Source organism: Agromyces cucurbitae (genome assembly GCF_058349945.1).
The window spans coordinates 164558-186187 of record NZ_JBYRES010000003.1; the positions used below are offsets into that span (position 1 = coordinate 164558).

At 71.8% G+C, this 21630-nt stretch carries 20 protein-coding genes; 6 read left to right on the forward strand and 14 right to left on the reverse strand.

What is annotated here, in order from left to right:
- The first annotated feature begins 59 nt into the window (after window positions 1-59).
- From AC3RJ6_RS11985 to AC3RJ6_RS11995, 3 genes are read left to right on the forward strand one after another with little or no spacing between them, the layout of a single operon-like run.
- On the forward strand, window positions 60-554 hold the full coding sequence (locus AC3RJ6_RS11985) for a DUF6993 domain-containing protein (RefSeq protein WP_491427300.1): 495 nt from the start codon (window positions 60-62) through the stop codon (window positions 552-554).
- A 53-nt stretch (window positions 555-607) separates the two neighbouring features.
- Window positions 608-2290, forward strand: coding sequence for an energy-dependent translational throttle protein EttA (ettA, locus tag AC3RJ6_RS11990; RefSeq protein ID WP_491427301.1), 1683 nt, complete (start codon window positions 608-610; stop codon window positions 2288-2290).
- Between the two features lies 1 nt (window position 2291).
- Window positions 2292-2771: an acyl-CoA thioesterase gene (locus tag AC3RJ6_RS11995; RefSeq protein WP_491427302.1), complete on the forward strand. Its 480-nt coding sequence runs from the start codon at window positions 2292-2294 to the stop codon at window positions 2769-2771.
- A gap of 52 nt (window positions 2772-2823) precedes the next feature.
- Here the strand turns inward: AC3RJ6_RS11995 and AC3RJ6_RS12000 are convergent, their stop codons facing one another.
- From AC3RJ6_RS12000 to AC3RJ6_RS12010, 3 genes are all read right to left on the reverse strand, one after another.
- Window positions 2824-3348 (reverse strand): hypothetical protein, encoded by a 525-nt coding sequence (locus AC3RJ6_RS12000; protein ID WP_491427303.1) that lies wholly within the window; start codon window positions 3346-3348, stop codon window positions 2824-2826.
- 1 nt (window position 3349) lies between these two features.
- Window positions 3350-3823, reverse strand: coding sequence for a Rieske (2Fe-2S) protein (locus AC3RJ6_RS12005; RefSeq protein ID WP_491427304.1), 474 nt, complete (start codon window positions 3821-3823; stop codon window positions 3350-3352).
- 95 nt (window positions 3824-3918) lie between these two features.
- Window positions 3919-4800, reverse strand: coding sequence for an acyl-CoA thioesterase (locus AC3RJ6_RS12010; protein WP_491427305.1), 882 nt, complete (start codon window positions 4798-4800; stop codon window positions 3919-3921).
- An 86-nt stretch (window positions 4801-4886) separates the two neighbouring features.
- On the opposite strand from AC3RJ6_RS12010, the gene AC3RJ6_RS12015 reads away from it, so the two are divergent.
- Window positions 4887-5567, forward strand: a complete 681-nt coding sequence (locus tag AC3RJ6_RS12015) for a DUF8185 domain-containing protein (RefSeq protein ID WP_491427307.1) — start codon at window positions 4887-4889, stop codon at window positions 5565-5567.
- 67 nt (window positions 5568-5634) lie between these two features.
- On the opposite strand, the gene AC3RJ6_RS12020 is transcribed toward AC3RJ6_RS12015, so the two are convergent.
- From AC3RJ6_RS12020 to AC3RJ6_RS12070, 11 genes are all read right to left on the reverse strand, one after another.
- Window positions 5635-7290 (reverse strand): FAD-binding dehydrogenase, encoded by a 1656-nt coding sequence (locus AC3RJ6_RS12020; protein ID WP_491427308.1) that lies wholly within the window; start codon window positions 7288-7290, stop codon window positions 5635-5637.
- Window positions 7291-7335: 45 nt separating this feature from the next.
- Window positions 7336-7722, reverse strand: a complete 387-nt coding sequence (locus tag AC3RJ6_RS12025; RefSeq protein ID WP_491427309.1) for a globin — start codon at window positions 7720-7722, stop codon at window positions 7336-7338.
- Window positions 7719-8825, reverse strand: coding sequence for a mechanosensitive ion channel family protein (locus AC3RJ6_RS12030; RefSeq protein WP_491427310.1), 1107 nt, complete (start codon window positions 8823-8825; stop codon window positions 7719-7721). Before AC3RJ6_RS12030 ends, AC3RJ6_RS12025 begins: the two co-directional genes overlap by 4 nt.
- An 11-nt stretch (window positions 8826-8836) precedes the next feature.
- Entirely contained in the window at window positions 8837-11407 is a 2571-nt protein-coding gene (gene pepN, locus AC3RJ6_RS12035) for an aminopeptidase N (RefSeq protein ID WP_491427311.1), read from the reverse strand.
- Window positions 11408-11442: 35 nt separating this feature from the next.
- Window positions 11443-12174 carry a response regulator transcription factor gene (locus AC3RJ6_RS12040; protein WP_491427312.1) on the reverse strand — a complete coding sequence of 244 codons (732 nt, stop codon included), beginning with the start codon at window positions 12172-12174 and terminating at the stop codon, window positions 11443-11445.
- Window positions 12171-13490 (reverse strand): sensor histidine kinase, encoded by a 1320-nt coding sequence (locus AC3RJ6_RS12045; RefSeq protein WP_491427313.1) that lies wholly within the window; start codon window positions 13488-13490, stop codon window positions 12171-12173. The genes AC3RJ6_RS12040 and AC3RJ6_RS12045 overlap by 4 nt, the downstream gene beginning before the upstream one ends.
- A 10-nt stretch (window positions 13491-13500) precedes the next feature.
- The gene (locus AC3RJ6_RS12050) at window positions 13501-14355 is read right to left on the reverse strand and encodes an ABC transporter permease (RefSeq protein ID WP_491427314.1); all 855 of its coding nucleotides are present in this window, start codon (window positions 14353-14355) and stop codon (window positions 13501-13503) included.
- Complete coding sequence (locus tag AC3RJ6_RS12055; protein ID WP_491427315.1) at window positions 14352-15263, reverse strand: ABC transporter ATP-binding protein; 912 nt, start codon at window positions 15261-15263, stop codon at window positions 14352-14354. Before AC3RJ6_RS12055 ends, AC3RJ6_RS12050 begins: the two co-directional genes overlap by 4 nt.
- A gap of 70 nt (window positions 15264-15333) precedes the next feature.
- Window positions 15334-17904, reverse strand: coding sequence for an aminopeptidase N (gene pepN / locus AC3RJ6_RS12060; protein WP_491427317.1), 2571 nt, complete (start codon window positions 17902-17904; stop codon window positions 15334-15336).
- A gap of 159 nt (window positions 17905-18063) precedes the next feature.
- Complete coding sequence (locus AC3RJ6_RS12065; RefSeq protein WP_491427797.1) at window positions 18064-19323, reverse strand: RNA polymerase sigma factor; 1260 nt, start codon at window positions 19321-19323, stop codon at window positions 18064-18066.
- Between the two features lie 55 nt (window positions 19324-19378).
- Window positions 19379-19732 carry a YciI family protein gene (locus AC3RJ6_RS12070; protein ID WP_491427318.1) on the reverse strand — a complete coding sequence of 118 codons (354 nt, stop codon included), beginning with the start codon at window positions 19730-19732 and terminating at the stop codon, window positions 19379-19381.
- A gap of 188 nt (window positions 19733-19920) precedes the next feature.
- Here AC3RJ6_RS12070 and AC3RJ6_RS12075 point away from each other — a divergent pair, with 188 nt between their 5' ends.
- Together AC3RJ6_RS12075 and AC3RJ6_RS12080 are read left to right on the forward strand one after the other, a co-directional pair.
- Entirely contained in the window at window positions 19921-20616 is a 696-nt protein-coding gene (locus AC3RJ6_RS12075; RefSeq protein WP_491427319.1) for a DUF998 domain-containing protein, read from the forward strand.
- 9 nt (window positions 20617-20625) lie between these two features.
- Window positions 20626-21627: a DUF2332 domain-containing protein gene (locus AC3RJ6_RS12080; RefSeq protein WP_491427320.1), complete on the forward strand. Its 1002-nt coding sequence runs from the start codon at window positions 20626-20628 to the stop codon at window positions 21625-21627.
- The last annotated feature ends 3 nt before the right edge of the window (window positions 21628-21630 follow it).

The following is a 21630-nucleotide window of genomic DNA, read 5'->3' on the forward strand; positions in this document are numbered from 1 at the left end:
GGGCCGGGAGTGAACGCATAGACTCGGCTCGGGCGGTCGACACCGCGGTGAGGGGAAGCATGGCACGGCGGATCGGCATGAGGGCGACGCTCGCGTTCGTCGCGGCGGCGACGGCGCTCGCACTCGCCGGGTGCACCTTCGGCGGCGACCCCACGCCGGGCCCCTCGCCGTCCGACGGTCCGTCCGCGTCGGCGCCGTCGACCACCGAGCCCGCCGCGCCGCCGACCCTGCGGCCCGAGCTCTCAGCGGGTGAGAATCTCGACTACTTCAACGCCGTGAACGCCGCGGTCGTCGCCGCGAACGCCGAGGCCGGCGGTCGCGACTTCATCGACGCACTCGTCGCCGCCGGGTTCGACAAGGCGGCGATGCAGGTGACGTCCGACGAGACGACCGAGGGCAAGCCGGCCGATTCGGTGCAGTTCGCCGTGCTCTTCCAAGACGAGTGCCTCGTCGGCCAGTACGGCCCCAAGTCGGGCGGCTACCACGGCGCGGTGCGCCCCGCGCTCGGCACGGGCGGCTGCCTCATCGGGCAGATGCGACCCATAGACTGGTAGCCGACATGCGGCGGCCCGTGCTCGGCGGCCGCCGAACGCGGTGAGGAAAAGACTTGGCTGAATACATTTACTCGATGGTGCGCGCCCGCAAGGCGGTCGGCGACAAGGTCATCCTCGACGACGTGACGATGGCGTTCCTCCCCGGGGCGAAGATCGGCGTGGTCGGCCCCAACGGCGCCGGTAAGTCGACGATCCTGAAGATCATGGCCGGCCTCGACCAGCCGTCGAACGGCGAGGCGAAGCTGACCCCCGGTTACTCGGTCGGCATCCTCATGCAGGAGCCCGAGCTCGACGAATCGAAGACCGTGCTCGAGAACGTGCAGCAGGGCGTCGGCCCGATCAAGGCCAAGCTCGACCGCTTCAACGAGATCTCGCTGCTCATGGCCGAGCCCGACGCCGACTTCGACGCGCTGCTCGCGGAGATGGGCACCCTCCAGGAGGAGATCGACGCGGCCGACGCGTGGGACCTCGACTCCCAGCTCGAGCAGGCGATGGACGCGCTGCGCTGCCCGCCGGGAGACGAGATCGTCTCCGTGCTCTCGGGCGGTGAGAAGCGCCGGGTCGCGCTCTGCAAGCTCCTCCTGCAGAAGCCCGACCTGCTGCTGCTCGACGAGCCCACCAACCACCTCGACGCCGAGAGCGTGCTCTGGCTCGAGCAGCACCTCGCGAAGTACCCCGGCGCCGTGCTCGCCGTGACCCACGACCGGTACTTCCTCGACCACGTCGCGGAGTGGATCTGCGAGGTCGACCGCGGCCGGCTCTACCCCTACGAGGGCAACTACTCGACGTACCTCGAGAAGAAGCAGGAGCGCCTCACCGTCCAGGGCAAGAAGGACGCGAAGCTCGCGAAGCGCCTGAAAGAGGAGCTCGAGTGGGTCCGCTCGAACGCGAAGGGCCGCCAGGCCAAGTCGAAGGCGCGTCTCGCCCGGTACGAGGAGATGGCCGCAGAGGCCGAGCGCACGCGCAAGCTCGACTTCGAGGAGATCCAGATCCCCGCAGGTCCGCGCCTCGGCGACATCGTGCTCGAGGTCAAGAACCTCAAGAAGGGCTTCGGCGACCGTGTGCTCATCGACGGGCTCAGCTTCTCGCTGCCCCGCAACGGCATCGTCGGCATCATCGGGCCGAACGGCGTCGGCAAGACGACGCTCTTCAAGACGATCGTGGGCATCGAGCCGGCCGACGGCGGCGACGTGAAGATCGGCGAGACCGTGCAGATCTCGTATGTCGACCAGACCCGGGGCGGCATCGACCCCGACAAGTCGCTGTGGGAGGTCGTCTCCGACGGGCTCGACTACATCCAGGTCGGCAAGACCGAGGTGCCGAGTCGCGCCTACGTGTCGACGTTCGGCTTCAAGGGGCCCGACCAGCAGAAGCGGGCGGGGGTGCTCTCGGGCGGTGAGCGCAACCGGCTGAACCTCGCGCTCACCCTGAAGCAGGGCGGCAACCTGCTGCTGCTCGACGAGCCGACCAACGACCTCGACGTCGAGACCCTCTCGAGCCTCGAGAACGCACTGCTCGAGTTCCCGGGCTGCGCCGTCGTGATCACCCACGACCGGTGGTTCCTCGACCGCATCGCGACGCACATCCTCGCGTACGAGGGCACCGACGAGAACCCGTCCAACTGGCACTGGTTCGAGGGTAACTTCGAGGCGTACGAGGCGAACAAGGTCGAGCGCCTCGGTGCCGACGCCGCGAAGCCGCACCGTTCCACCTACCGCAAGCTCACGCGAGACTGACATGCGACTGCACGTGCCCACCCCGCTCCGCTGGAGCGACCTCGACGCCTACGGGCACGTCAACAACGCCCGGATGCTGAGCCTCCTCGAGGAGGCTCGCATCCAGGCGTTCTGGGTGAACGACGACGGCACCGCCGAGCACGCGGTCGGCGCCTCGACCGCCGTGCTCGACGCGACGCCGGGGTCGACGACCGTCACGCTCATCGCGCGGCAGGAGGTCGAGTACCTCGCGCCGATCCCGTACCAGCGCCTGCCGCTCGACATCGAGCTCTGGATCGGTCACATGGGCGGCGCGAGCCTCGATGTCTGCTACGAGGTCTTCTCCCCGGTCGGCGCAGAACCGCGCGTGCTGTACACCCGGGCGGTCACGACGATCGTGCTCGTCGATGCGGCGACCGAACGGCCCCGCCGCATGAGCGACGACGAGCGGGCCGCGTGGGAGCCGTACCTCGAGCCCACGATCGAGTTCCGCCGGCGCTGACGGGCCGGATCGACGCGACCGGGGCGGTATCGGCCCCGGTGTCGCCGTCGCGTCAGCGATCGACCGGGTCTTCGCTGAACGAGCCCTCCCAGACGGCACGGCTGCCGGCCTCGCCGATCTGCACGAGGGTCCAGGTGGCCCCGACGGCGACGATCGCGGCGGCGACGGTCAGCAGTGCGCCGATCGCGAGCCGCGGCCCGCGCGTCGGGCGTCCGCGCTGCTCACCGGCGGGCGTGCGGTTCGCCGCGGCGCGCTCGACGAGCGCCCACGCCGCGTTCGCCGCGGCGACCACGAGCATGGCGACGAGCCACGGCGTGAGGTCCTCGCCCATCGCGGTGTGCTCCTGGATGAGCGGCGCCGGCGGCAGGCGGACCTCGAGCCACTTCCCGGCCTCGACGGTGAGGAGTCCGATCGCGAGCAGCACCGCGGCTCCGGCGAGCAGCGGCAGCCAGAGCACGCGCCTCGCGGCCGGCCACGCGGCGATCACGACGAGCAGCAGCGCGACGAGCGGGGTCAGCACGATGACCGCGTGCACGAGCAGCACGTGCGCCGGCAGGCCGGCGAACTCGTAGTCCATCTCAGGACGCGGTGACGACCTGGTCGCCGGCGACGACCACCTTGATCGGACTGAGCGGTTCGGGTGCCGGGCCCGACAGCACCTCGCCCGTCGCGGCATCGTAGATCGAGCCGTGGCACGGGCAGTGGAACTCGGCGCCCGCCGCCGCGACGACGCACTGCTGGTGGGTGCAGATGGCGCTGAAGGCGACGAACTCGCCTTGCGTCGGCTGCGCCACCAGCACGGGGTCGGCGCCGAGCTTCGCGTCGATGCTGCCGCCGACGGGAACGTCGGCGGTCGCGGCGACCTCTTCGCCCGCCGCCGGCGGCTCGGCCGAGGACGAGTCGTCGGGCGCGACGGGCGACGAACCGGCCCCGTCGTCCGAGCCGTCGCCCGAGACGTCTGCGCATCCCGCCAGTGCCAGGGCGCCGGCCGCGGCACCCGCCGTGCTGATCGTGATCGCCGCGCGCCGGGTGAGATCGTGGTGCACCGTCATCGCCGAACCCCTTCGTCCGCGTCGGGCGCCGATCGGCGCCCCTGCCCCCATTGTGGGCCACGGGGGCGCGGCGCGCCCGGATTCAGCGCGGACGCTCAGTCGAATTCGGCAGGCCGCGGCACGCGCACCATGCCCTCCTGGGCGACGCTCGCCACCAGCAGGCCGTCGCGCGTGTAGATGCGCCCGAGGGAGAGGCCGCGCCCGCCGCCGGCCGACGGCGACTCCTGGACGTAGAGCAGCCACTCGTCGACGCGAGCGTCGCGGTGCCACCACATCGCGTGGTCGAGGCTCGCGACCTTGAGACCGGGCGTCGCCCACGCCACGCCGTGCGCGCGCAGCACGGGTTCGAGGATCGAGTAGTCGCTCGCATAGGCGAGCGCCGCCCGATGCTGCTTCGGGTCGTCGGGCAGCCGCCCGAACGCCTTCATCCACACGGCCTGGCGCGGCGACCGTTCGCCCTCGACCGACAGGTAGATCGGTGAGGGCACGTGGCGCACGTCGAACGCCCGCTCGTTCGACCAGTAGCGGGCGACATCGTGGTCGAACTCGCCGAGCACGTCGGCGGTCGACGGCAGCGACTCGGGGTCGGGCAGGTCGTGCGGCATCTCGAGCTGGTGCTCCACGCCCTCGTCGTGGGTCTGGAACGATGCGATGAGCGACAGGATGGGCTCGCCGTGCTGGTACGCCTGCGTGCGCCGCGTCGAGAACGAGCGACCGTCGTGGATGCGGTCGACCGAGAAGGTGATGGGGTGCGCGACGTCGCCGGGCCGCAGGAAGTAGCCGTGCATCGAGTGGATGTTGCGGTCCTCGGGCACCGTGCGCAACGCGGCGACGATCGACTGGGCGAGCACCTGGCCGCCGAAGACGCGTCCGAGCGGCATCCACTGCGAGGGGCCCGTGAAGATGTCCTCGGTCGTGCGGGCGCCGGTGTCGGTGAGGTTGAGGGTGCTCAGCAGGCCGTCGATCGGTCCGTTCATCGGTCCTCCGTGTCGGTGGGCGGCCGCCGCCGGCGCCGTGGAAGCCGGCCGAGAGCGGCCCGCGCTCTTGGTAGTTTAGACACGAGATGGTTGAACGACTCACGCTCGCCGACAGCCTGTCGCTCGGCGACCTGCACACGTACCTGCAGCGGGCCGGCCGCGTCGAAGACGGGTCGGTGCGCCTCGTCGCCGGCTCCGGAATCCTCGCCGTCTACACCGCGATCCTCTATCCGCGCGGCATCCTCGACGAGAGCCCGACCGTGCTCGGCCTGCGCACGTTCGCCCTCGCCGACGACGAGGAGTTCGACTCGGTCGTGCCGATGCGCTCGCTGGTCGAGCGCATCGTGCGCGCCCGCGGCGAACTGGCCGACGAGGACGAGTCCCGCCCGGTGACGATGTCGCGCCCGCCCGAGGTGAATACCGTCACCTGGGCCGGCATCTCGCCGCCCAGGGGCGGCTGGCGGGCGCTCGGTGAGACGGATGCCGCGCGGCTCGAAGCCGCCGCCAGGGCCGGCATCGACGAGGTCGCGAAGGCCATCCCCGAGGGGACGGGCGAGCAGCTCGTGCAGCGCGTGCGCTCCGAGGTGTGGGGCCGCGGCGTCGACGGACTCGAGTACGTGCCGACCGGCGCGGCGTTCGCCGCGTTCAGCCTCGGGTTCCTCGGCGACGACCCGGTGCGGCTCTTCGAGACCGGCCCGTGGACGCGACTGACCTCGCGCCGCGGCCACGTGCTCGTGCGCCGCAAGCCTTGGACGCTCAAGGCGTAGCCGGGTAGCCGCGCCGCCGCGCAGCCGCGCCGCACAACCGTCCACGGCGGCACCCGCGGCGCCCAGGTCAGCCCCGCGCGATCGCCCGCCCGGCCGATCGGCCCGTGAAGAGGCATCCGCCCAGGAAGGTGCCCTCGAGCGCGCGGTAGCCGTGCACGCCGCCGCCGCCGAAGCCGGCCGCCTCGCCGACGGCGTAGAGGCCGGGCACGGGGGCGCCGTCGGCGCCGAGCGCCCGCGAGTCGAGGTCGGTCTGGATGCCGCCGAGGCTCTTTCGCGTGAGGATGTGCAGCTTCACCGCGATGAGCGGACCCGCCTCGGGGTCGAGGACGCGGTGCGGTGTGGCGACGCGGATGAGCTTGTCGCCGCGGTACCTGCGTGCGCCGCGCACGGCGACGAGTTGCAGGTCCTTCGAGAACTCGTTGTCGACCTCGCGGTCGCGAGCGACGATCTCGCGCTCGATGTTCGCGGTGTCGAGCTCGACGTCGGGGGAGAGGGCGCGCATGCCGTCGAACAGCTCGTCGAGGGTGTCGGCGACGACGAAGTCGGCGCCGTGCTGCTTGAACGCCTCGACGGGAGCGGGTGCCCCCGCGCGGACCCGCTGCGCGAGCAGCTTCAGGTCCTTGCCGGTGAGGTCGGGATTCTGCTCGCTGCCCGAGAGTGCGAACTCCTTCTCGATGATCTTCTGCGTGAGCACGAACCACGAGTGCGCGTGCCCGGTCGCGGCGAGGTGCTCGAGCGTGCCGAGCGTGTCGAATCCGGGGAAGAGCGGCACGGGCAGGCGTCGGCCCTCGGCGTCGAACCAGAGCGACGACGGACCCGGCAGGATGCGGATGCCGTGCATGGGCCACACCGGATCCCAGTTCGTGATGCCCTCGGTGTAGTGCCACATCCGGTCGCCGTTGACGAGGCGGGCCCCCGACGCCTCGGCGATGCCGAGCATGCGCCCGTCGACGTGCGCCGGCACGCCCGAGAGCAGGTCGACAGGAGGTTCGCCCATACGGGCCGGCCACGCGGCGCGCACGAGGTCGTGGTTGCCGCCGATGCCGCCCGACGCGACGACGACGGCGGGCGCGCGCACTTCGAACTCGCCCACCTCGTCGCGGTTGGACGCCTCGCCGCGCGCGGCCGCGTCGGGCGCGAGCACCGCGCCGCGGACGCCGACCACGGCGCCGCCCTCGACGATCAGCTCGTCGACGCGGTGACGGTGCCTGAACTCGACGAGCCCGGCCGCCTCGCCCGCCTTCACCCGCGCGATGAACGGCTCGAGCACGCCGGGCCCGGTGCCCCACGTGATGTGGAACCGCGGCACCGAGTTGCCGTGCCCGTACGCCGCGCCGGCGCCGCGTTCGGCCCAGCCGACGACGGGGAAGAACCGCACACCCTTCTCGTGGAGCCACGCGCGCTTCTCGCCCGCGGCGAACTCGAGGTACGCATCGGCCCAGCGGCGGCCCCACTCGTCCTCGTCGCGATCGAACCCGGCGGTGCCGGCCCAGTCCTGGCGGGCGAGGTCGAGCGAGTCCTTGACGCCCATGCGGCGCTGCTCGGGGGAGTCGACGAGGAACAGGCCGCCGAACGACCAGTGGGCCTGGCCGCCGAGGCTCGCCTCGGGCTCCTGGTCGACGATCATGACCCTGCGGCCGGCGTCGACGAGCTCGGATGCCGCGACGAGGCCGGAGAGGCCGGCGCCGACGATGATCGCATCGGGGGTGGGGGTGGCTGCCACAGTGACTCCTTCGTCGCTTCGGGTGGGTGGCGGTGGGTGGAACGGTCAGTCGTCGAACGTGTTCACCATTGCGAACGCGGCTCGCTGCAGATAGTCCCACAGGGTCTCCTCGGCGAGCGGGGGCAGCTCGAGCGAGTCGACGGCGGTGCGCATGTGGGCGAGCCAGCGGTCGCGGGCGTCGGGGTTGACCTTGAACGGCTGGTGCCGCAGGCGCAGGCGCGGATGGCCGCGCTCCTCGCCGTACGTCGTCGGTCCGCCCCAGTACTGCTCGAGGAAGAGCTGCAGGCGGCGGGCGGCGGGCCCGAGGTCCTCCTCGGGATACATCGGGCGCAGCACGGGGTCGTCGGCGACGCCGCGGTAGAACTCGGCGACGAGCTTCTCGAAGGTCGCGCTGCCGCCCACCTGGTCGTAGAACGACTGCAGCTCGGTCATGCGGTGCCTCCGGTCGGCGGGGTCGGCGGCTTCGGCGTGCGAGGCGCGCGCGGGGCCTGGTTCCTGGGCTTCTTCACGGCGGCGGGTGTGCCGGGCACCACGGCGTTGGGCGAGGTGCGCGGCGGCTTCGCGCCCTTGACGCGGGTCGCGCCCTCGAAGCCCGTCGGCACGACGCTCGTGAGGCTCGGGAGCTTCACGCCCATCTCGTCGAGGGCGCGCTTGAGGCGCATGCGCAGCTCGCGCGCGACGTCGTCCTTCGCCGACGAGCGCACCTTCATGACGACGCGGATGACGAGTGCATCGGCCGAGATCGACTCGAGGCCCCAGACCTCGGGCTTCTCCATGATGCGGCTGCGCCACTTGCTCGAATGCGCCATCTCGGTCGCGGCGCGGAGCAGTTCGGCCTCGACCGCGTCGACATCGGCGTCGTACGGCACCGCGAGGTCGATGATCACGCGGGCCCAGCCCTGCGACATGTTGCCGACCCGCAGGATCTCGCCGTTGCGCACGAACCAGAGCGTGCCGTTGACGTCGCGGATCGTGGTGATGCGGATGCGCACCTCCTCGACGATGCCCGTCGCCGGGCCGAGGTCGACGATGTCGCCGACGCCGAGCTGGTCCTCGACGACCATGAACAGGCCGTTGAGCCCGTCCTTCACGATGTTCTGAGCGCCGAAGCCGAGTCCGGCGCCGACCGCGGCGGTCAGCAGTGCGAACGAACCGAGGATCGTCTCGTTGATGGTGTTGACGATGAGCAGCACGACGACGACGAACAGGGTCACGTTCACGATGTTCGTGAGCACCGTGCCGAGGGTGCGCGTGCGCTGCACGAGTCGCACGGTCGCGAGCGGCGACGCCTGCAGCGCCTGCGTATCGGTGACGTCCTGCTTCTTCTTGACGCCCGTGACGATCTGCTTCACGACCCGCTCGATCACGAAGTGCAGCACCCAGCGGATGAGCAGCGCGATCGCGATGATCATGACGATCGAGATGAGCTTGCCGAGGATGACGTCCCAGTGCTCGGCCCACCAGGTGCCGATGTCGGTCCAGTAGTTGGGGTCGACGGGGGTGTCCTCAGAGGCAGGCGTCTCGAACCCGAACATGGTGTGCAAGTCTACTGAGCCCCATCCGAGAGCTCGCTGGCATCGCGGGCGCGCGCGGCGAGCGCCCGGTCGAGCTCGGCGAGGTGCTCCGCGACGACGCGGTGCATCGAGGCGGGCTCGGGGTGGGCGGCGAGCCAGGTGCGTGCGAGCTCGGCGAGGTCGGCGTCGACGAGTGGCGTGGGGAAGAGGCGCTTCGACAGGATCGAGGCCATGTTGAAGCTGCGGTCGGCCCACACGCCGGGCATGGCATCGAAGTAGTCGCGCGCGACCGCCGCGAGCAGCTCGGGGGAGTTCGTCCGGCGCCAGCCGTCGGCGATCGCCCGGGCGAGGTCGTTCGAGAGGCTCTGGTCGGTCATGGCGCGCCGCCACGCGGCATCCTTCTCGGCCTGGTCGGGGCGCGCCGCGCGCGCCGTCTCGGCGAGCTGGCGACCCTTCGCCGTGTCGTCGGCGGCGAGTGCCGCGGCGATCTCGTCGTCGTCGCCGGCGCCGAGCGCGGCGCGTGCGATGACGATCTCCCAGCGCAGGTCGAGGTCGACGGCGAGCCCGTCGAGCGAGATCGACCCCTCCAGCAGGCTGCCGAGCACGTCGCCGTGCGCGTCGGTCGAGGCCATCGAGGTGAACGCCTTCACGAACTGCAGTTGCGCGTCGGAGCCGGCCGGCGCGAGCTCGGCGAGCGCCCAGATCGCGTCGCCCGCCTCGGAGGCGAGCCGTTCGCGGTGCTCGTCGGCGAGGTACCGCCCGACCGCGAGCTCGAGCCTGCTGAGTGCGAGCCCGCGTGCCGACGACTGGGTCTCGTGGCCGATCGCGGCGAGCACGAGGCGCACGAAGTCGGCTGCGGGCAGCTCGGCGTCGCGCACCGCGTCCCACGCGGAGCCGAGCACGACGGCGCGCGCGACGGGGTCGGCGAGCTCGGCGAGGTGGTGCACGGCCGTGCGGAACGATCGCTCGTCGAGGCGCACCTTCGCGTAGGTCAGGTCGTCGTCGTTGACGAGCAGCAGGTCGGGTCGGGTCTTGCCGACGAGCTCGGCCACCTCGGTGCGCGCGCCGTCGACGTCGAGCTCGATGCGGAACGCGCGCTCGAGCCCGCCGTCGCCGAGCACGTACCCGCCGAGCGCGAGCCGGTGCGGGCGGAGGGTCGGGTGCGACTCGGCCGCGGTCTGCACGACGGCCGCCGAGGTGATCGTGCCCGAGGCATCCGTCTCGATCTCGGTGCGCAGGGTGTTGACGCCCGCGGTCTCGAGCCACAGCTCCGACCAGCGGGTGAGCTCTCGTCCGCTCGCCGCCTCGAGCTCGTCGAGCAGGTCGCGCAGGGTCGCGTTGCCGCCGGCGTGCTTCGCCAGGTAGGCGCCGACGCCGCGCTTGAAGGCGTCGAGGCCGACCCACGCGACGAGCTGCTTCAGCACCGAGGCGCCCTTGTCGTAGGTGATGGCGTCGAAGTTGACCTCGACGTCCTCGAGGTCGCGGATCTCGGCGACGATCGGGTGCGTCGAGGGCAGCTGGTCCTGCTCGGCGGCGTGGGTCTTCTCGTCGTTCGCGAACGTCGACCAGACGCCCGTGAACTCGGTGACCTGCGAGGTCGCGAGCGTCGACGCCCAGGTCGCGAACGACTCGTTGAGCCACAGGTCGTTCCACCACTTCATCGTCACCGAGTTGCCGAACCACATGTGGCTGAGCTCGTGCAGCACGACGATCGCGCGCTGCTCCCGACGGGCGTCGGAGACGCGCGAACGGAACAGGTAGCCCTCGTTGAACGTGACGGCGCCGACGTTCTCCATCGCGCCCCAGTTGTACTCGGGCACGAAGATCTGGTCGTACTTGCCGTACGGGTACGGCACGCCGAACGCCTCCTCGTAGAAGCCGAGGCCTGCCTGCACGGTCGAGAACATCATGTCGGGGTCGGCGTACTCGGCGAGCGACGCGCGCGTGAACAGGCCGAGCGGCACCGCTCGCCCGTCGACGCTCGTGGCGCTGCCGCGCCAGCTCGCGTACGGGCCGGCGATGATCGCGATGATGTAGCTCGAGATCACCGGGCCTGTCTCGAACGCCCAGGTCGCGGCGGGGGATGCCTCGTCGTCGCGCACCGGCTCGGGCGAGGGGGCGTTCGACAGCACGGTCCAGTGCGCGGGCGCCGTGATCGTGAAGCGCACGCCGGCCTTCAGGTCGGGCTGGTCGAAGACCGCGTAGACGCGGTTCGCCTCGGCGACGGCGAACTCGGTGTAGAGGTAGGTCTCGCCGTCGACGGGGTCGACGAAGCGGTGCAGCCCCTCGCCCGAGTTCGTGTAGCGCGCGTCGGCGACGACCCGCAGCTCGTTCTCGGCCTCGAGCCCGTCGAGGCGGATGCGGGTGCCGTCGCTCACCGCCGCGGGGTCGAGCGCACGCCCGTTGAGCACCACCTCGTGCACCCGCTCGGTGCACGCCTCGATGAACGTCGACGCGCCGGGTACACCCGTGAAGCGCGCGGTCGTCTCGCTGCGGAACGTCTCGCCGTCGCCCGTGAGGTCGAGCACGACCTCGTAGCCCGGGGAGGCCACGACCTTGGCGCGCTCCTCGGCTTCCGAGCGGGTGAGGTTGGCAGCAGGCATGGACGATCCCTTCGTAGCGACGGTGCCCAGCCAGCCTAGCGAGCCGTGGGGCCGCCCCCGTGCGGGCCGAGCAGGCCGAGCTCGTACGCGAGGATCACGAGTTGCACGCGGTCGCGCGCACCGAGTTTCTGCAGGACTCGGCCGACATGGGTCTTGACGGTCGACTCGGAGAGGAAGAAGCGCTCGGCCAGCTCGGCGTTGTTGAGGCCCTCGGCGATGGCGACCAGGATCTCGCGCTCGCGCGCGGTGAGCACGTCGAGGGGATCGGGTCGCCCGGCGGGCGTGCCGTGCGGCTCCTCCGAACGGAGCGGGAGGTCGGCGAATAGCTCGAGCATGCGCCGTGTCACCCGGGGTGACAGCGCCGCCTCTCCGGCGTGCACGGTGCGGATGGCGGCGACGAGCTCCTGCGGGCGCACGTCCTTCAGCAGGAACCCGCTCGCCCCGGCGCGGATCGCCGCGAACGCGTACTCGTCGAGATCGAACGTCGTGAGCACGATGATGCGGATCGCGGGATGCCGCGCCGTCACCTCCGCCGTCGCGGCGATGCCGTCCATCCCGGGCATCCGCACGTCCATCAGCAGCACGTCGACCGCGGTGTCGTCGACGAGCTCGATCGCCGCGCGGCCGTCGCCCGCCTCGCCGACGACCTCGATGCCGTCCTCCGAGTCGAGCACGAGCCGGAAGCCCGTGCGCACGAGCGCCTGGTCGTCGACGAGGCCGACCCGGATGGGCCGGGCGGTCATGGGGTCGGCGGGTGCGTCGGTCATTCGTCGGCCTCGTTCGGGGTCGTCGGGCGGGCGGGGGAGTCGGCGGGAACGGGAAGCACGACCCGCAACCGCCATCCCCGGGGTGTGAGCGGGGCGGCCTCGAGCGTGCCGTCGTAGAGGGCGACCCGCTCGCGGAGGCCCGCGAGCCCCCGCCCCGCGCCGCGCGTCGAGGGTGCGGCGCCGTGCGCCGGCGGCGCGTCGTCCTCGACGACGACCTCGACCTCGACGGGGGCGTACGCGATCCGCACGTCGACGTGGTGCGCGCGCTCGCCGTGTCGGAGCGCGTTCGTGAGTCCCTCCTGCACGACGCGGTAGACGGCGAGCTCGAGTGCCGGCTCCACCGTGGGAACGCCCGTGGTCTCGAGCCGCACCGGCAGGCCCGCGTCGCGAAAGCCGTCGACGAGGTCAGGGATCGCGTCGATGCCGGGTTGCGGCGCGAGCTCGGCGTCGGCGCCGGGCTCCGTGAGCACGCCGAGCATGCGGCGCATCTCGCCGAGCGCGTCGCGCCCCGTCTCGGCGACGCTGCGCATGACCTCGGCCGCTCGTTCGGGGTCGCGGAGGGCGGTCGCCGCCGAACCGTCGGCCAGGGTCACCATCACGGTCAGGCCGTGCGAGACGATGTCGTGCAGCTCCCGTGCGATGCGGGCGCGCTCGGCGGCGGCCGCCAGCCGGGCCTGCTGGTCGCGCTCTCGGGCGAGGTCGTGGGCGCGCGCGATGAGCGCGTCGAGGTAGCGGCGCCGGTTGCCCACGGTGACGCCGATGAGGGTCGCGACGAGCAGGACGACGGCGTATTGCGACGACGCCGCGACGGGGCCGACTTCGAGGTCGGGGCGCCCGAACGCGGGGTCGCTCGCGAGCCAGGTCGCGAGATACGCGGCTGCCGTGGACACGGCGACCGAGCCGGCGAATCCGAGCCACGCCGACCTCGTCGAGCGGTAGACGCCGAGGCCGTAGAGCGCGAACAGCATCGGGTAGACGTCGCTCGCCCCGAACGGATAGACCATGAAGCACACGACCCAGGCGACGCCCATGACGAGCCAGGGGCGGTTGCGCCGGAACAGCAGGAGGGCGGCGCCGCCGAGCGCGATGCCGACGAGCTGCAGGAGTGTCGACCACAGCGGCGGGTTGAGCGAGTCGCTCGCCATCACGATCGCCCCGACGAACGTGGGCACGACGTAGGCGGCGGTGATGAGGGAGTCGGTCAGCCTCGGATGCCGCGCCCAGAACTGGCGGATCACGCCCGGCGGCTTCGGCAGACGGAGTTCTCCCCCGGCCGCCGAAGCCGGGCGACCGGGGGAGAACGGTGCTTCCGTCATACGCAGGACTCTACGCGTCCCTGCGCTTCAGGAGCACCGAGGCGCCGGCGAGGGAGGCCCCCACCCAAGCCAGCACGACCAGGAGGCTCTGCCAGGCGTTCGGCCCGTCGATCGTCGCCGGGTCGGCGCCGATCGCCATGAACATCGTCATGCCCGACGACGAGAGCAGGTACGGGATCGCGTCGTGCGCCCAGTCGGCCGGGATGAGCTGCAGCACCGTCGGCAGGAGCAGCAGCAGTCCGAGAACGGCGGCGATGCCGCCGGCGCTCGACCGGACGATCGTGCCGACGCCGAGGGCGAACACCGCGACGAGCGCGAGGTAGAGCGCACCGCCCGCGAGCGTGAGGAGGGTGTCCGCGTCGAACAGCTCGAGCTCGCTGCCGAACACGATGGTCGCCGTCAGGTACGCCGCGAGGTTCGCCACCATGCCGACGACGAACGTCGCGACGAAGAGCACGACGCCCTTGGCGGCGAGCGCGGGAAGGCGCTTGGGGACGGCCGTGAGTGTCGAGCGGATCATGCCGGTCGTGTACTCGCCGCTGATCACGAGCACGCCGAGCACGCCCACGACGAGCTGGCCGAAGTAGACGCCGAACGTCGAGGCCTGCATGACGAGTTCGTGCGTCTGCTCGACGGGCAGCGGGCCGCCGTCGATCTCCTCGCCGCCGCCGAGGCCGTTCACCATGCTGAGCGACATGAGCACGGCCATGCCGAGCGAGATCGCGATCACGATGAGGTACGACCAGACGGTCGAGCGCAGGCTCCGCAGCTTGATCCACTCGGAGGCGAGCACGCCCCCGAAGGTGAGCCGGGTCGGGCGCGCGACCTGCGAGGGGTGCGTCGCCGTGGGCGTGATCGTGGTCATCGGACGGCCTCCGTACGGTACTCGACGGCGTCGGCGGTGAGGGCCATGTAGGCCTCCTCGAGCGACGCGTTCTGCGGGGTGAGCTCATGGATCGCGATTCCGTTCGCGGCGGCGAGGTCGCCGACGCGGGCGGCGTCGACGCCGGTCACCTCGAGTACGCCCGACTCGGAGCGGATGACCGCGACCTCGGGGGCGGCGAGCAGGTCGGCGAGCCGCGACGCGTGCGGCGACCGAACCCGGACCCGCGGGCGGGTGCCGCCCGCGACGATGTCGGCGACGGGTGCGTCGGCGATGATCGCGCCGCGCCCGAGCACGATGAGGTGGTCGGCCGTCTGGGCCATCTCGCTCATGAGGTGCGACGAGAGGAACACCGTGCGGCCCTCGCCCGCGAGGTGGCGCACGAACTGGCGCACCCACAGCACGCCCTCGGGGTCGAGGCCGTTGACCGGTTCGTCGAGGATGAGCGTCGACGGGTCGCCGAGCATGGCGGCGGCGATGCCGAGTCGCTGGCCCATGCCGAGCGAGAACCCGCCGACCCGCTTGCGGGCGACCGACTCGAGGCCCGTGAGCTCGATGACCTCGCGGACGCGTCGCTTGCCGATGCCGTGCGTCGCCGCCATCGCGAGCAGGTGGTTCTCGGCGGTGCGGCCCGTGTGCACGGCCTTCGCGTCGAGGAGGGCGCCGACCTCGTGGAGCGGCGCGCGATGCTCGGCGTACGGCTTGCCGCCGACGGTGACCGTGCCGGCGCTGGGCCGGTCGAGGCCCACGATCATGCGCATCGTGGTGGATTTGCCGGCGCCGTTGGGGCCGAGGAAGCCGGTGACCTGGCCCGGCCGCACGGTGAACGAGACGTCGTCGACGGCGGTCTTCGCGCCGTAGCGCTTGGTGAGCGCGGTTGCGGTGATCATGCCTTCGACGCTACGGATGCCGCGGGGGTCGTCGCATCGGCCGCGGGAATGGTTCGGGGCGGCGGTGCGACTACTGCGCGTCTCGCGCCTGCGCGGCGAGCGCGCGCTCGACGCCGGCGACGTTCTCGATCACGAGACGGCGCAGCGCCGGTGCGGCGTCGGCGTTCGCATCGAGCCACGCGTGGCTCGCGTCGACGAGCGCGCGGTTCGCGAGCGTCGCGGGGTAGAGCAGCTCGACGAGCTTCTCGGCGATCGCGTAGCTGCGCGCCTTCCAGACCTCGCCGATCATCGCGAAGTAGCGCTCGACGAACGGGGCGAGCAGCGACTGGTCGTCGGCGCGCACGAAGCCCGCCGCGGTGGTGCGCACGACCGAGTTCGTCGCGGTGTCGGCGACGACGATCGAGTCCCACGCGCGCTGCTTGCCCTCGGCGGTCGGCATGGCCGCGCGGGCGTGCGCCGCGGACTCCTGGCCGGTCGCGGTCTTGTCGGTCGCGAGGCGCGCGTCGATCTCGGCGTCGCCGGCACGGCCCGCTGCGACGAGCGCGATGAGCAGCTCCCAGCCGAGGTCGGTGTCGATGTCGAGGCCGTCGAGCTTCTGCTCGCCCGCGAAGAGCGCGGCGAGTTCGTCGACGTGGGTGCCGGCCTCGGCGATCGCGGCGAACGACTTCACGAACTGGAACTGTGCGTCGCTGCCGGCCTCGGCCTGCTGCGCGAGCTCCCAGAAGCCGTCGGCGAGGGTGCGACGCGCGTCGGCGCGGCGTTCGGGCGCCACGTACGAGCTCGCGGCGAGCTGCGCGTTCGCGAGGATGATGCGCAGCGTCGTCGACTCGGTCTCGCTCGCGATGTTGCCGAGCACGAGGTCGAGGTAGTCGCTCGCGCTCGTCTCGGCGTCGCGGGTCGCGTCCCACACGCTCGACCAGACGAGGGCGCGCGCGAGCGGGTCCTCGATCTTCGACAGGTTCGCGATCGCGACCTGCTGGGATGCCTCGTCGAGGCGGATCTTGGCGTACGCGAGGTCGTCGTCGTTGAGGAGCACGAGGTCGGGGCGGGCGAGACCGGCCAGCTCCGAGACCTCCGTGCGCTCACCGTCGACGTCGAGCTCGACCCGGTGCTCGCGCACGAGCTTGCCGCCCACGAGGTTGTAGAAGCCGATCGCGAGACGGTGCGGGCGGATCGTCGGGTAGTCGGGGTGGGCCGACTGCAGCACCGCGAACGAGGTGATCGCGCCCGAGGCATCCGTCTCGATCTCGGGGCGCAGGGTGTTGACGCCCGCGGTCTCGAGCCAGACCTCCGACCAGCCCGACAGGTCGCGGCCCGAGGCGACCTCGAGCTCGGCGAGGAGGTCGGCGAGGGTCGTGTTGCCCCATGCGTGCTTCTTGAAGTAGGCCGACACGCCCGTGAAGAACGCATCGATGCCGACCCAGGCGGCGAGCTGCTTCAGCACCGAGCCGCCCTTGGCGTACGTGATGCCGTCGAAGTTGACGAGCACGTCCTCGAGGTCGCGGATCTCGGCGACGATCGGGTGCGTCGAGGGCAGCTGGTCCTGGCGGTACGCCCAGCTCTTCTCCATCGAGTTGAACGTCGTCCAGGCGTGGTGCCACTCGGTCGCCTCGGCGGTCGCGATCGTCGAGGCCCACTCGGCGAACGACTCGTTGAGCCAGAGGTCGTTCCACCACTTCATCGTGACGAGGTCGCCGAACCACATGTGGGCGAGCTCGTGCAGGATCGTGACGACGCGGCGCTCCTTGATGGCGTCGGTCACCTTGGAGCGGAAGACGTAGACCTCGGTGAAGGTGACGCAGCCGGCGTTCTCCATCGCACCCGCGTTGTACTCGGGCACGAAGAGCTGGTCGTACTTCGTGAAGGGGTAGGGCACGTCGAACTTCTGCTCGAAGTACTCGAAGCCCTGCTTCGTCTTCTCGAAGATGTAGTCGGCGTCGAGGTACTGCGACAGGCTCTTGCGGCTGAACACGCCGAGCGGGATGACGCGGCCGTCGGAGCTCGTCAGCTCGTCGCGCACGACGTCGTAGGGGCCCGCGACGAGCGCGGTGATGTAGCTCGAGATGCGGTGCGTCGGCTCGAACGACCAGGTCGCGGTCGACACGTCGTCGGCGCGCCGGCCCGACGGGTGCAGCTCGGGCTCGGGCGTCGGCATGTTCGAGACGACCTGCCAGTGCGACGGGGCCGTGACGGTGAACTTGAACGCGGCCTTGAGGTCGGGCTGTTCGAACACCGCGAACATGCGGCGCGAGTCGGGCACCTCGAACTGGGTGTAGAGGTAGACCTCGCCGTCGGCGGGGTCGACGAAGCGGTGCAGGCCCTCGCCGGTGTTCATGTAGCGGCCGTCGGCCTCGACGACGAGCACGTTCGAGGCTTCGAGGTTCGGCAGCTGGATGCGCACGCCGTCGCTCACCTCGGCCGGGTCGAGTGCGACGCCGTTGAGGGTGACCGAGTGCACCTTCGCGGTGATCGCGTCGATGAAGGTCGAGGCGCCCGGCGTCGTCGCGTCGAAACGCACGGTCGTGGTGGTCGTGAAGACCTCGGGGCCGACGGTGACGTCGAGCACGACGTCGTAGTCGTGCACCGTGACGAGCGCGGCGCGCTCCTCGGCTTCGAGTCGGGTGAGGTTCTCTCCGGGCACGTGCGCTCCTTCGCAAGTATCGACGCGGCTCGTGGCCGCAGGCAACGCGTTCCAGCCTAGCCCTCACGACCTCGCCGGCGTAGACGCGCGATCGAGGGCGCGGCCGGGGCGCGCACGATCGACGCCACCGCCGCGCCGACGGCGGGTGCGCGGTCGCGCTCACCGTTCCCGACTGCGTCGCGCCGCGGCCGCGCGACGCAGGAGCAGCTGCCGTTCGCGCTCGTTCGACGCCATGGCCGCGGCCCGCTCGAACTCCGTCGCCGCCTCGGCGCTCCGGCCCTGCTGCTCGAAGAGGTCGCCCCGGACGCTCGGCACGAGGTGGTAGGCGCGCAGCGCCGGCAGCTCGGCGAGCTGGTCGAGCAGGGCGAGCCCCGCTGCCGGACCGTGCGCGCGGCCGAGCGCGACGGCACGGTTGAGCTCGGCGACCGGCGAGCCCGTACGGCGGCCGAGCAACTCGTAGAGCTCGGCGATGCGCACCCAGTCGGTGTCGTCGATCGAAGCCGCACGCGCGTGCTGCGCCGCGATCTGCGCCTGCAGCAGGTACCGGCCGGGGCCCGTGCCCGCAGCGAGCACCTCCGCGCGGGTGACGGCGTCCTCGCCGCGGCGGATGCGCGAGGCATCCCAAAGCCGGCGGTCCTGCGCGTCGAGCAGCACCGGTTCGCCGTCGGCGCCCACCCGCGCGGCGAGCCGCGACGACTGCAGCTCCATGAGCGCCGAGAGGCCGTGCACCTCGGCGTCGTCGGGCACGATCGCCGTGAGGATGCGGCCGAGCCGAACCGCCTCGTCGCACAGCGCCGGGCGCACCCAGTCGTCGCCCTCCGTCGCCGAATAGCCCTCGTTGAAGAGGAGGTAGACGACGCCGAGCACGGCCTCGAGCCGCGCCGCGCGCTCGTCGCCGCCCGGTTCGTCGATCGCCGCTCCGGCGTCGGCGAGCGTGCGCTTCGCCCGTGAGACGCGCTGCGCGATCGTCGACTCGGTCGTGAGGAACGCCCGTGCGATCTCCCGGGTCGTCAGCCCCGCGACGAGCTTCAGGGTGAGCGTCGTCTGCGCCTCCGGCGTGAGCGAGGGGTGGCAGCAGATGAACATGAGCCGCAGCACGTCGTCCTCGACGTGGTCGATGCCGGCGGCGGGGTCGTCGTCGGCTCGCTCCTCCAGCTCGCGAGCGAGCGCGGCCGCCGTCTCGTCGTTCCTGGCCCGCCGCCGGAACGCGTCGACCGCCCGCCGCTTCGCCGTCGTCATGAGCCATGCGCCCGGGTTGTCGGGGATGCCCGACGTCGGCCACTGCGCGAGCGCGGCGACGACCGCGTCCTGTGCGACGTCCTCCGCGAGGCCGACGTCGCGCACGATGCGGACGAGCGCGGCGACGATGCGGGCAGACTCGAGCCGCCAGACCGCCTCGACCGTGGCGCGCGTGGTCATCTCGCTCACGGGTGCATGAGACCACGCGCGCCGCGCGGGCGCAACCGACCGGGCGTCAGAACTCCGCGATCTGACGGATCTCGACGCTGCCGACGAAGCCCGGCCAGAAGTCCTTGTGGATCTGCATCAGCCGGCGGCCGAGCTCGAGCGCCTCCTCGCGGGTGCGCACCTCGATCACGGCATAGCCGCCGACGAGCTCCTTCGCCTCGGTGAACGGGCCGTCGACGGCCTTGATGTCGCCGTCGGCGAGCGAGATGATCGCGCCCGCCTCGCTCGGCAGCAGGCCCTGGCTGTCGAGCAGCACGCCGTTCGCCCGGCCCCAGCGGTCGTACTCGGCCATCGCCTCGTACACGGCGGGCGGGGTCGCGCCGTTCGACTCGCTCGACTTCATCATGCACAGGTAACGCATCGCATTCCTCCTCGTCGAGGCCCGCCCTTCTGGCGTGCCTTCACGATAGCGTCGGCGCCGCGCACCGGTTCTCGACACGGTCGCGAGAAATTCCTGGCGGATCGATGTCGAGAACGGATGCCTCGTGGCGACGTCCTGGTGAAACGACCCGATCGATCGACCGGGCCAGGACCGGAAGGAACTCCACCATGGTTATCCGAACTGATTCCTCGACCGCCGAGAAGACCGTGTCCGCCGACCGGCGTCCCGCCCACGCCGGCGACCCCGCTACCCGAGCGCTCGTCACCGCCGGCGTCGTCGCAGGGCCCCTGTTCGTCGTCGTCGGACTCGCGCAGGTGCTCACCCGCGACGGGTTCGACCTCAGCCGTCATCCGCTCAGCCTGCTGTCGCTCGGCGAGCTCGGATGGATCCAGATCGCGAACTTCATCGTGGCGGGCGCGCTCATGCTCGCGTTCGCCGCGGGTGCGCGCCGCAGCCTCGGCGCCGGGCCCGGCCGGGCATGGGCTCCCGTGCTGTTCGCGCTCTACGGGGCCGGTCTCGTGCTCGGCGGTGCGTTCACCGCCGACCCCGCACTCGGCTTCCCGGAGGGCGCGCCCGTCGGCACTCCCGCCGAGCTCACCCTGCATGGCTGGGTGCACGCATTCGCCGCGCCGCTCGCGTTCCTCGCGCTCGTGGCGGCGACCTGGGTGGTCGCCCGTCGGCTCGCCTGGGAGGGCCACCCCGCGGCGGCATCCTGGTCGCGCGTGATCGGCGTCGTCTGCCTCGTGCTGTGCCTTCCCTTCGGGCCCGGCATGAGCGTGCGGCTGTTCGCCGGCGTCGCGCTCGGCTTCGCCTGGATCACGGCCTACGGCATCGCCCTGCTGCACCGGCCCGCGGAGGCGTAGCCTGACCCCATGCGCACGACCGTCGACAACGACGCCTCGACCTCCGAGCGTTACCGCGCGTTCGCCGAGGTCGAGGCGCGCGGCATGTCCGCGAGCTACGACGCGTGGGCGCTCGGCGTCGCCGGCGACCCCGCGACGATCGCGCTCATCGACGAACTGCCGCCGGCCAAACGGCAGCCGAACCTCGTGTTCTCGGCGGCGCGGTTCCACGGCGCCGAACCGGCGCCCTACGCCGACTTCAGGGAGTGGCTCGCGGCGCACTGGCCGGCGGTGCGCACGACCGCCGAGACGCACGCCACCCAGACGAACGAGGCCGGCCGCTGCGCCCTGCACGTGCCCGCGCTCGCCGGCATCCCCGGGCCGCTCGCACTCCTCGAGGTCGGCGCCTCCGCAGGCCTGTGCCTCTACCCCGACCGCTACAGCTACCGGTACTCGGGCCACGAGCGGCTCGACCCCGCCGACGGCCCGAGCCGCGTCACCCTCGACTGCGAGACGCGCGAGACGAGGGGCGCCGCGCCGGTGCCGGTGCCCGACCGGCTGCACGAGGTGGTCTGGCGCGCGGGCATCGACCTCAACCCGCTCGACGTGACGAACGCCGACGACCTCACCTGGCTCGACGCCCTGATCTGGCCCGAGCACGACGACCGCCGAGCACGGCTGCGGGCCGCGGCATCCATCGTCGCCGCCGACCCGCCGCGCATCGTCGCCGGCGACCTCAACGTACGGCTCACCGCGCTCGCCGCGGAGGCGCCGGCCGGCGCGACGCTCGTCGTCTTCCACACCGCCGTCATCGCCTACCTCGACGAGCCCGGGCGGGCCCGCTTCGCCGAGACGGTTCGTGCGCTGCCGGGGCACTGGCTGTCGGTGGAGGGGCGCTCGATCGTTCCGGGCATCCGCGTGCGGGAGGACGTGCCGAACGACTCCACCGACTTCGTGCTCGCAGTCGACGGCGTGCAACGGGCGTGGGCGCAGCCGCACGGACGCGCCGTCACGTGGGTGCCGGATCCCTAGAAT